The sequence below is a fragment of the Photorhabdus luminescens subsp. luminescens genome (genome assembly GCF_001083805.1).
Taxonomy (GTDB): Bacteria; Pseudomonadota; Gammaproteobacteria; order Enterobacterales; family Enterobacteriaceae; genus Photorhabdus; species Photorhabdus luminescens.
On the sequence record NZ_JXSK01000006.1, the window covers coordinates 303,590 to 314,884 of the forward strand.

Here is an 11,295-nt window from a genome sequence, read left to right on the forward strand (position 1 = left end):
GTGAAAGCAGTACTAAAAGGCATAGATTGTATGCATAAAGATCCAGTTATGTACTCCGGTGAAGATGACGGCACTATTAATATAACCTTATCTTTATTAATCGGGCCTGAGTCGGAAAGTGGGAGTGAATATTTTGATCTTTTTATCTGTACACCTGAATGGCTTTGTAATCATCATTGGCAGCCGGAATTGATACGTCATACGCTTCTGGTACGTAAATATGATCTGGCTGAAATCCAAAAGACCATCACGGATTATATTGAACAGTGTGAAGGTAATGACTGGATGGAGATAGCCCAAAAGCTTTCCCGTGTCTTTGCCTGGGAATATGAGGATTATCAACCTTAACCTGTTGTTATCCAAAGAGTCCAGCTAAAGAACTGGACTCTTCCTTTAGCCGTCAGTCATTCTCAGCCAGTTGAATGATTAACTGTCCGGCCTCACTGGTAATAGTGGTGGGCTTTCCCGTGGTAAACCCCAGCGCAGCCAGCCAGCGTCCCTTAATAGTGAGCTGCGGGTACGGATTGGGCTTGCCCCGGTTAGGCCGGTAGCCCACGGTGTAATGCCGTGGCTTTACAGCCTGCCCTTTAGTTGTAATGGTTTTTGCTTTAGAATCGCATTTAGCCATGATGAACTACCTCTGATAGTTGGTGATGGTTAGCGGCGCTGGAGTGTTCCCGCACTTCAGCGCCGTGCTGTGTTAACTCTCTTCCTTCGCTGTTGTTGAGATACAGGCCATTGTGCCGGCAATCTGGGTTTTGATGATCATTGCATCCAGCAACTCTTTAATAACCTCCTGCTCATACTGTGGCATACGAGAAATTGCCTCAAATTGGTAACGTAGCCGCTCACTGGGACCGCGCTCCTGCTCATCAAAAACCAGCATATCCGCACTGACACCGAGCGAAATAGCCAAGCGACGTATTACCTCTAAGGTAGGTTGTGCTGAGCCTCCCTCATAGCGCCGGATCTGTAAAACTGCCACACCAGCCATATCAGCCAGTGCCTGCTGAGTGAGCCCGCGCTCCTTGCGTAATGTGGTAAGCCGTTCAGGGAACTGCATATCGAGAAACCAGGTTGTTGAACTTGATATCACTATATATCCCCCTTTTAAAAAGCTTGTTTTTAGATATCCTATCAGATATGTTTTAAATATCAATATGGCATCTTGACAGGTTTTTACAGGAGGTAACCGATGACCCGCGTTCCCGATACCGATTTGGCTCACTTAAAGCAGTCCGTCTCATTGCTGGGGCTGGCGCGTAAGCAGGGCCGCCCGATGCGCCAGCAGAAGGAGAATTATGTGCTGCGTTGTCCCTTCCATGAGGAGAAAACGCCCTCAATGGTCATCTCACCGGTCAAGAACCTCTATCACTGCTTTGGCTGTGGCGCCGCGGGGTCGGTACTGGACTGGGTGATACAAACAGAAGGGGTGACGCTGAAAATCGCTATCCGCCGGCTGCGGGAGCTGGCCGGGTTGCCGGACATGGACAATGCAGTTGTGGCCGCTTCTTCGTTAGCCGCCCCGCCGGAGTCACAGGCTGCACCCCAGCCGCGCCCGAAACTGGCCGACCTGGACGATGACGGGCAGGCGCTGTTGCATCAGGTGATTGATTTTTATCATCAGCACTTACTGGCGTCACCGGAAGCTAAAGCCTGGCTGGAACGACGCGGGCTGAATCATCCTGAACTGGTGAGTCACTTTAAGCTGGGGTACGCGGGCCATCACGGGATCGGCGGCTCTGCGGGGTTGCTGCCGTCCAAGAGCAGTCAGGAAGGCCAGCAACTGCGTGACAAGCTGGCGGGTCTGGGCGTGTTGCGTACCACCACCCGGCAGGACCACTTCCGGGGCTGCGTCGTGGTGCCGGTGATCGGCTGGGCCGAATCGGCCAGTGTAGCCAGCCGCGGGCGGGTGCTGCAACTGTATGGCCGCCGAACCCAGCCGGATTACAAGGTGCTGAAAGACAGCCCGAAGCATCTGTACCTGCCGTCGCCACTGGCCGGGGTCTGGAACGAGGAAGCGATGAAAGCGGCTTCGGAAATTATCCTGTGCGAAGCGCTGATCGATGCCATGACCTTCTGGTGTGCCGGGTTCCGCAACGTGATCGCCGCGTTCGGGGTGAACGGGTTTAACCGTGAGCACCTCGAAGCCTTGCAGTATCACGGCGTGAAACGGGTGCTGATTGCCTTTGACCGGGACGAGGCCGGAGACCGTGGCGCGGCTAATGTGTCGGCTGATTTACTGGAAGCCGGTATCGAGGCATGGCGGGTGCAGTTCCCGCCGGGCATGGATGCCAATGACTATGCCGTCAAAAGTGGCAACGCCGAACATGCGCTGGGGCTGGCCCTGCAACAGGCGGTCTGGTTGGGACAGGGAACGACACCAGGTGCAGTGTTCAGTCATGAGCGGCTCGTCTCGTCAGATATGACGGAAAAGCCTCACAATGCAGATGTGGCTAAACCGGCTGCCTTAGCCGCCCCACCAGAGCTGACTGTTGCCCCCGTGCCTTGTAAGCGCACGGCCTGCGGTGAACTGCTGATGAAAAGCGGGCCCCGGGTCTGGCGGATACGGGGGATGAAAAAATCGCCGGTGCCCGATGTGATGAAAGTCAATGTGCAGGTGCGGGATGAAACGTCCGGCCTGTTCCATGTGGATACACTGGACATGTATCACGCGCGGCATCGTCAGAACTACATCAGCACGGCGGCGCAAGAGCTGGAATGCGAGCTGTCGGTCATCAAACGCGAAGCCGGGCGGGTCTTGCTGATGCTGGAGCAGCAACAGGACGCGCAACAGCAGGCCGACGCCGAAGCCTCAGGGACAACCGCAGTCACGGTCAGCGCAGAAGATGAAGCCGCCGCGCTGGCGTTGCTGACATCGCCAAACCTGACAGAACAGATTATCAACGACATGGCCGCCTGTGGCGTGGTCGGCGAATCGACCAATCTGCTGACCGGGTATCTGGCGGCGGTCTCGCGCAAACTGGATAAACCGCTGGCCGTGTTAATCCAGAGCAGCAGCGCGGCGGGGAAATCCTCCCTGATGGACGCCGTGCTGAACCTGATGCCGGAAGAGGAGCGTATCCAGTACTCGGCGATGACCGGACAGAGCCTGTACTATCTGGGGGAAACCAGCCTGCAACACAAGATACTGGCTATCGCCGAAGAGGAAGGCGTGCGGCAGGCGGCCTATGCCCTGAAACTGTTACAGTCCGACGGCGAGCTGAAAATCGCCAGCACCGGCAAAAACGAACAGAGCGGCGAACTGGTGACGCGGGAATACAAGGTGCAGGGACCGGTCATGCTGATGTTAACGACGACGGCCATTGATGTGGATGAAGAGCTGCTGAACCGCTGTCTGGTGCTGACGGTCAACGAATCGCGCGAGCAGACGCAGGCCATCCACGCGATGCAACGGCACCGTCAGACACTGGCAGGGTTGCTGGCTGACTCAGAGAAAGGTTATCTGACGCAGTTACACCAGAACGCCCAGCGCTTGTTAAGGCCGCTGAAAGTGGTCAATCCTTACGCCCATCAACTGACGTTCCTGTCAGACAAAACCCGGATGCGGCGCGACCATATGAAATACCTGACGCTGATACAGGCCATTGCCTTGCTGCGCCAGTATCAACGTGAAGTGAAGAAAACGACCCACCGCGGACAGGTCATCGAATATATCGAAATCACCCAAGACGACATTACCCTCGCCAACCGGCTGGCGCATGAGGTGCTGGGGCGCACGCTGGATGAAATGCCGCCGCAGACGCGTAAGCTGTTACTGCTGATACAAGAGATGGTGAACGCACAAGCGCAAATCCAGCACTGCCAGCCAAACGAAGTGCGCTTTACCCGGCGGGATATCCGCGCCTTTACCCACTGGAGCGACAGCCAGCTCAAGAACCACTGTCAACGGCTGACGGAAATGGAATACCTGTTGTTGCATGGCGGCAGCCGGGGACACCTGCTGCATTATGAACTGCTGTGGGACGGGGAAGACAACGGCGCAGCCCACCTGTGCGGCCTGCTGGATGTCGGAGAACCGGACTCAGAAACCGCCGGCAGTGAACGCAAGTCTGACCCGGAAGGTCGCAAGTCTTCCCCAAGTCCGGGGCAAGTCTGGCCTGAGTCTGGGGAAGAAAAACCCGCATCAGCCCGGACAGCACAAGAGTCAGCGGGGGCACAAGTCCGGGCAGATGAAAACGCTATTATTAAGGAAAATAATCACAGAGACGCATTGCCCGTGCCCGACAGGGATAAAACATCGGAAGCCATCCCGACAGGTCATGAGAGCAAGTCTGACTTAAATGAACGCAAGTCTGCCTCAAGTCTGGGTCAAGTTAGGGTCAAGTCTGGGGTGAAAAAATCCCCATCAGGGCAGACAGAACAAGGGTTCAGCGTGCCACAAGTCGGGGTAACGGAAGACACAGTGATAAAAGGAAAAAAGAAAACGCGCCCCTTGTCTGCGCCCGCCACTCAATCTCAACCGGAGGTCAATCATGGCAAACCGTAAACCGCGCAAAGGAAGTCTCCTGACCGTCGATGACGTCTACCGTCAGCCGGTGGGTCCAGCGCATGACCCAAAAAGCCTGTATGCGCTGCTGCTGCGCTTTGTGGCGTGGCGGCAGGAGCGGAACTGGTCGGAGACGACATTGAAAGTGCAGACCCATCATACTTACCGCTTTATCCTGTGGGCCACCGAACGGGGCCTGTACTCTGCCGCTGATATCACGCGGCCAATACTGGAACGTTACCAGCGCTACCTGTACCAGTACCGCAAGACCAACGGGGAGCCGCTGAGTATCCGCACCCAGCGCACGCAGTTGCAGCCGTTGCAGGTGTGGTTCAAATGGCTGACGAAACAGAACCTGATACTGGCGAACCCGGCAGCGGACATTGAATTGCCGCGGGAAGAAAAACGGCTGCCAAAATATATCCTGAGCATTGATGAAATCGAGCATATCCTGTCGCTGCCTGACCCGCATACGTTGCAGGGCGCACGCGACCGGGCATTGATGGAACTGCTCTGGTCAACGGGGATACGGCGCAGTGAAGCGGCCCGGCTCGATATCTACAGCATTGACGGGGCACGCAAAACGGTGACCATCCGGCAGGGCAAGGGCAATAAAGACCGGGTATTGCCCCTCGGCGAACGGGCCTTAAGCTGGCTCCAGTTCTATCAGCAACAGGTTCGCCCGCAACTGCTGGTCACCCCGGACCTTCAATCGCTGTTCGTGGCGATGGACGGTCTGGACGGGTTGCAACCGAACGGTATCACCCATGCCGTGAGCGGCTATATCCGGGCCGCCGGCATTGAGAAAAAAGGCGCCTGCCACCTGTTCCGGCACGCGATGGCAACCCAGATGCTGGAGAACGGGGCGGACCTGCGCTGGATACAGGCGATGTTAGGCCATGCCAGCGTGGAATCCACCCAGGTGTATACGCAGGTCTCTATCCGGGCCTTGCAGGTGGTACATGCCAGCACCCACCCGGCGGAGCAAATGGCCGACGAAAAAGTCAGCGACGCCGATGAGGTGGGTTTACTGGCCGACCTGTACGCCGAAGCTGACACGCCGCCAGACAGCCCGACGCCGACTTGACACCCCGATATCCGCTGACTGTCCGCCCGCCCCCGTTAAGCTGGGCGGGTTCGGTGTGGGGGCAGACCGTGGCCGGACTGCCCGTTGGCATCGGCGCACGCGGGGGTAAATAGTCGTCAGGCGGCTTAACCTCTGGCGTCCCCGTAGAGCCGGTCCAGGCCGCCCAACGCCTATTCAACATAATGCGAGGGAATTATACGCACTGCGCCGATGAGCAAAGGTAACAACCTGAGCATCCATGAGCGGCTTAATGCGTATAATTGGCATTATGTCTGGCGCCCCCGCGGGTTGGCATTGGCGGGTGTGGCGCACAAGGCTGGCGCCTTCTGCTGTCAGCATCTGAGCCGGCCATCGGCAACTCAGCGTGCTTCTTTAGCTGCCGCGTTATCGTCCAGTCAACACCCCTGAAGGCAGGTCGGCCTGCGGCCTCCGCTAATTTACCGCCCCCCGCCCCAACCCTGCTTCACTGGCTGCGCGCGGCTCACACTGCGCTGCGCTCCGTTGCTCGTTCCCGTGCTCGCCATCGCCGCCCCGTGCAGCCCCCCGGGGGGCTTCCCTGAACAAAACCGTGTGGTCATGCAAGGCTATGCGCAACCCGAAGCCACAGTGCCTCAGAGCGTCGCAGGGGCGCCGCTTGCGGGCTCTATGCCGCCCGCGCCCGCAGAACGGTCACCCGCCGCCCAAGCAAGTTGGGCGACGTTCGCCCGTTGCCGAAAAAGGGACTCCCCTGACAAGGGCACGGCGGGAAAAACCGGCCTTCGGAGGTGAAAAGCGCGTCAGGGAGTTTTGGGTTCGGCGGTGAACGGACATGGGAAAAAACGGGTTGTAACTGACTGGTGGCATTAGGAAAAGCGGCGTTCGTCGGTGAAGTTAGCACTGGAGTGAGTTGTTATTGAGAATAACTCCTTGTCCGGTGACAAGGCCAGAGAGTCAGTCAAACAAAGTACCGAATGGTGGAAAAATCAGGTTAGGGAAAAATTGGGTGAAGGTAAAACTTCAACGGCTGTGAATAGTGTGTTAGGTGCCCTCAATGATGCCGGTGACTTTGCTCTTGCAGGCGCTGATTACCTTTTTGACGGTGCAGCCGCTATTACATCTTGTGCTATTGGGGATAATTATTGTCAGCGTGCCCTGAATGATCTGGAGGGTAAAAATCAGGCTGTCGCGGGTAGCGTGAAATCACTGATGACGGGTGAAAGTTGGCAGGCCATTAAGGAAACTGCTAAAAAAGCGGGGGAAGGTGATCAGTTAGCTTCAGAAAAACTGGGTGCAGCTATTGCTGGTGCCTTGATCCCTGGTAAGAAAGTTCCCACTGTGTCATCAGCTGTTTCTGGCACTAATAAACTTGAGTCAACGGTAGCCAGTGCAAACAAAACGACAAGTGGTGCCGAGAATATCGCCACTTATCCGAAGTTAAAATCAGATCTAGTTCAGCAAAATCTGGATAATATTGCAAAACAGGACTCAAGGTTGGCGGCTGTAGTTAAAGGTGATAATGGTAAGCTCAATTATAGCATTGGTACCGGAACTCGAGTAGAAGCGGATAGATTAGGCAAAATCTGGGTAGGAGATGGAGCCAAGAAGACTACTGGAGATGGCTGGGTTAGTGCAGATGGTACGAGAGGTTATAGACCTCCATCAGAGAAGCCTAATAGTGCCCATGCCACTACTGGAGTGCAAGCCAATTTTGAAACATATTCTATTGATTCTAAAGGAAAATCAAGTAAGACTGGGAACGGTCATTTAAATATTCTGGATTAAAAGAGGATGCATTAGTGAAAGCAGTACTAAAAGGCATAGATTGTATGCATAAAGATCCAGTTATGTACTCCGGTGAAGATGACGGCACTATTAATATAACCTTATCTTTATTAATCGGGCCTGAGTCGGAAAGTGGGAGTGAATATTTTGATCTTTTTATCTGTACACCTGAATGGCTTTGTAATCATCATTGGCAGCCGGAATTGATACGTCATACGCTTCTGGTACGTAAATATGATCTGGCTGAAATCCAAAAGACCATCACGGATTATATTGAACAGTGTGAAGGTAATGACTGGATGGAGATAGCCCAAAAGCTTTCCCGTGTCTTTGCCTGGGAATATGAGGATTATCAACCTTAACCTGTTGTTATCCAAAGAGTCCAGCTAAAGAACTGGACTCTTCCTTTAGCCGTCAGTCATTCTCAGCCAGTTGAATGATTAACTGTCCGGCCTCACTGGTAATAGTGGTGGGCTTTCCCGTGGTAAACCCCAGCGCAGCCAGCCAGCGTCCCTTAATAGTGAGCTGCGGGTACGGATTGGGCTTGCCCCGGTTAGGCCGGTAGCCCACGGTGTAATGCCGTGGCTTTACAGCCTGCCCTTTAGTTGTAATGGTTTTTGCTTTAGAATCGCATTTAGCCATGATGAACTACCTCTGATAGTTGGTGATGGTTAGCGGCGCTGGAGTGTTCCCGCACTTCAGCGCCGTGCTGTGTTAACTCTCTTCCTTCGCTGTTGTTGAGATACAGGCCATTGTGCCGGCAATCTGGGTTTTGATGATCATTGCATCCAGCAACTCTTTAATAACCTCCTGCTCATACTGTGGCATACGAGAAATTGCCTCAAATTGGTAACGTAGCCGCTCACTGGGACCGCGCTCCTGCTCATCAAAAACCAGCATATCCGCACTGACACCGAGCGAAATAGCCAAGCGACGTATTACCTCTAAGGTAGGTTGTGCTGAGCCTCCCTCATAGCGCCGGATCTGTAAAACTGCCACACCAGCCATATCAGCCAGTGCCTGCTGAGTGAGCCCGCGCTCCTTGCGTAATGTGGTAAGCCGTTCAGGGAACTGCATATCGAGAAACCAGGTTGTTGAACTTGATATCACTATATATCCCCCTTTTAAAAAGCTTGTTTTTAGATATCCTATCAGATATGTTTTAAATATCAATATGGCATCTTGACAGGTTTTTACAGGAGGTAACCGATGACCCGCGTTCCCGATACCGATTTGGCTCACTTAAAGCAGTCCGTCTCATTGCTGGGGCTGGCGCGTAAGCAGGGCCGCCCGATGCGCCAGCAGAAGGAGAATTATGTGCTGCGTTGTCCCTTCCATGAGGAGAAAACGCCCTCAATGGTCATCTCACCGGTCAAGAACCTCTATCACTGCTTTGGCTGTGGCGCCGCGGGTCGGTACTGGACTGGGTGATACAAACAGAAGGGGTGACGCTGAAAATCGCTATCCGCCGGCTGCGGGAGCTGGCCGGGTTGCCGGACATGGACAATGCAGTTGTGGCCGCTTCTTCGTTAGCCGCCCCGCCGGAGTCACAGGCTGCACCCCAGCCGCGCCCGAAACTGGCCGACCTGGACGATGACGGGCAGGCGCTGTTGCATCAGGTGATTGATTTTTATCATCAGCACTTACTGGCGTCACCGGAAGCTAAAGCCTGGCTGGAACGACGCGGGCTGAATCATCCTGAACTGGTGAGTCACTTTAAGCTGGGGTACGCGGGCCATCACGGGATCGGCGGCTCTGCGGGGTTGCTGCCGTCCAAGAGCAGTCAGGAAGGCCAGCAACTGCGTGACAAGCTGGCGGGTCTGGGCGTGTTGCGTACCACCACCCGGCAGGACCACTTCCGGGGCTGCGTCGTGGTGCCGGTGATCGGCTGGGCCGAATCGGCCAGTGTAGCCAGCCGCGGGCGGGTGCTGCAACTGTATGGCCGCCGAACCCAGCCGGATTACAAGGTGCTGAAAGACAGCCCGAAGCATCTGTACCTGCCGTCGCCACTGGCCGGGTCTGGAACGAGGAAGCGATGAAAGCGGCTTCGGAAATTATCCTGTGCGAAGCGCTGATCGATGCCATGACCTTCTGGTGTGCCGGGTTCCGCAACGTGATCGCCGCGTTCGGGGTGAACGGGTTTAACCGTGAGCACCTCGAAGCCTTGCAGTATCACGGCGTGAAACGGGTGCTGATTGCCTTTGACCGGGACGAGGCCGGAGACCGTGGCGCGGCTAATGTGTCGGCTGATTTACTGGAAGCCGGTATCGAGGCATGGCGGGTGCAGTTCCCGCCGGGCATGGATGCCAATGACTATGCCGTCAAAAGTGGCAACGCCGAACATGCGCTGGGGCTGGCCCTGCAACAGGCGGTCTGGTTGGGACAGGGAACGACACCAGGTGCAGTGTTCAGTCATGAGCGGCTCGTCTCGTCAGATATGACGGAAAAGCCTCACAATGCAGATGTGGCTAAACCGGCTGCCTTAGCCGCCCCACCAGAGCTGACTGTTGCCCCCGTGCCTTGTAAGCGCACGGCCTGCGGTGAACTGCTGATGAAAAGCGGGCCCCGGGTCTGGCGGATACGGGGGATGAAAAAATCGCCGGTGCCCGATGTGATGAAAGTCAATGTGCAGGTGCGGGATGAAACGTCCGGCCTGTTCCATGTGGATACACTGGACATGTATCACGCGCGGCATCGTCAGAACTACATCAGCACGGCGGCGCAAGAGCTGGAATGCGAGCTGTCGGTCATCAAACGCGAAGCCGGGCGGGTCTTGCTGATGCTGGAGCAGCAACAGGACGCGCAACAGCAGGCCGACGCCGAAGCCTCAGGGACAACCGCAGTCACGGTCAGCGCAGAAGATGAAGCCGCCGCGCTGGCGTTGCTGACATCGCCAAACCTGACAGAACAGATTATCAACGACATGGCCGCCTGTGGCGTGGTCGGCGAATCGACCAATCTGCTGACCGGGTATCTGGCGGCGGTCTCGCGCAAACTGGATAAACCGCTGGCCGTGTTAATCCAGAGCAGCAGCGCGGCGGGGAAATCCTCCCTGATGGACGCCGTGCTGAACCTGATGCCGGAAGAGGAGCGTATCCAGTACTCGGCGATGACCGGACAGAGCCTGTACTATCTGGGGGAAACCAGCCTGCAACACAAGATACTGGCTATCGCCGAAGAGGAAGGCGTGCGGCAGGCGGCCTATGCCCTGAAACTGTTACAGTCCGACGGCGAGCTGAAAATCGCCAGCACCGGCAAAAACGAACAGAGCGGCGAACTGGTGACGCGGGAATACAAGGTGCAGGGACCGGTCATGCTGATGTTAACGACGACGGCCATTGATGTGGATGAAGAGCTGCTGAACCGCTGTCTGGTGCTGACGGTCAACGAATCGCGCGAGCAGACGCAGGCCATCCACGCGATGCAACGGCACCGTCAGACACTGGCAGGGTTGCTGGCTGACTCAGAGAAAGGTTATCTGACGCAGTTACACCAGAACGCCCAGCGCTTGTTAAGGCCGCTGAAAGTGGTCAATCCTTACGCCCATCAACTGACGTTCCTGTCAGACAAAACCCGGATGCGGCGCGACCATATGAAATACCTGACGCTGATACAGGCCATTGCCTTGCTGCGCCAGTATCAACGTGAAGTGAAGAAAACGACCCACCGCGGACAGGTCATCGAATATATCGAAATCACCCAAGACGACATTACCCTCGCCAACCGGCTGGCGCATGAGGTGCTGGGGCGCACGCTGGATGAAATGCCGCCGCAGACGCGTAAGCTGTTACTGCTGATACAAGAGATGGTGAACGCACAAGCGCAAATCCAGCACTGCCAGCCAAACGAAGTGCGCTTTACCCGGCGGGATATCCGCGCCTTTACCCACTGAGCGACAGCCAGCTCAAGAACCACTGTCAACGGCTGACGGAAATGG

General features: G+C 55.8%; 10 protein-coding genes and 1 pseudogene. 7 read left to right on the forward strand and 4 right to left on the reverse strand.

The features are described from left to right. A complete protein-coding gene (locus TI10_RS15785; RefSeq protein WP_041382318.1) occupies window positions 1-348 on the forward strand; it encodes an immunity 8 family protein in 348 nt (115 codons plus the stop codon). Window positions 349-400: 52 nt separating this feature from the next. On the opposite strand, the gene TI10_RS15790 is transcribed toward TI10_RS15785, so the two are convergent. Further along, on the reverse strand, window positions 401-628 hold the full coding sequence (locus tag TI10_RS15790; RefSeq protein WP_049584368.1) for a SymE family type I addiction module toxin: 228 nt from the start codon (window positions 626-628) through the stop codon (window positions 401-403). Between the two features lie 72 nt (window positions 629-700). Then, entirely contained in the window at window positions 701-1,063 is a 363-nt protein-coding gene (locus TI10_RS15795) for a helix-turn-helix domain-containing protein (protein ID WP_011147857.1), read from the reverse strand. A 132-nt stretch (window positions 1,064-1,195) separates the two neighbouring features. Here TI10_RS15795 and TI10_RS15800 point away from each other — a divergent pair, with 132 nt between their 5' ends. From TI10_RS15800 to TI10_RS15825, 5 genes are all read left to right on the forward strand, one after another. After that, window positions 1,196-4,510, forward strand: coding sequence for a CHC2 zinc finger domain-containing protein (locus tag TI10_RS15800; protein ID WP_049584369.1), 3,315 nt, complete (start codon window positions 1,196-1,198; stop codon window positions 4,508-4,510). Next, window positions 4,497-5,597 (forward strand): site-specific tyrosine recombinase XerC, encoded by a 1,101-nt coding sequence (gene xerC / locus TI10_RS15805; protein WP_049581113.1) that lies wholly within the window; start codon window positions 4,497-4,499, stop codon window positions 5,595-5,597. The genes TI10_RS15800 and xerC overlap by 14 nt, the downstream gene beginning before the upstream one ends. A 210-nt stretch (window positions 5,598-5,807) precedes the next feature. Next, on the forward strand, window positions 5,808-6,005 hold the full coding sequence (locus TI10_RS15810) for a hypothetical protein (protein WP_049581114.1): 198 nt from the start codon (window positions 5,808-5,810) through the stop codon (window positions 6,003-6,005). Between the two features lie 498 nt (window positions 6,006-6,503). Then, a complete protein-coding gene (locus TI10_RS26075; RefSeq protein WP_244161617.1) occupies window positions 6,504-7,358 on the forward strand; it encodes a hypothetical protein in 855 nt (284 codons plus the stop codon). 14 nt (window positions 7,359-7,372) lie between these two features. Beyond that, window positions 7,373-7,720 carry an immunity 8 family protein gene (locus tag TI10_RS15825; protein ID WP_041382318.1) on the forward strand — a complete coding sequence of 116 codons (348 nt, stop codon included), beginning with the start codon at window positions 7,373-7,375 and terminating at the stop codon, window positions 7,718-7,720. Window positions 7,721-7,772: 52 nt separating this feature from the next. Here the strand turns inward: TI10_RS15825 and TI10_RS15830 are convergent, their stop codons facing one another. Next, entirely contained in the window at window positions 7,773-8,000 is a 228-nt protein-coding gene (locus TI10_RS15830) for a SymE family type I addiction module toxin (protein WP_049584368.1), read from the reverse strand. A gap of 72 nt (window positions 8,001-8,072) precedes the next feature. Beyond that, window positions 8,073-8,435, reverse strand: coding sequence for a helix-turn-helix domain-containing protein (locus tag TI10_RS15835; protein WP_011147857.1), 363 nt, complete (start codon window positions 8,433-8,435; stop codon window positions 8,073-8,075). A gap of 132 nt (window positions 8,436-8,567) precedes the next feature. Between TI10_RS15835 and TI10_RS15840 the strand changes: the two are divergent. Beyond that, window positions 8,568-11,295: pseudogene (locus tag TI10_RS15840) on the forward strand (CHC2 zinc finger domain-containing protein); the annotation flags it as partial.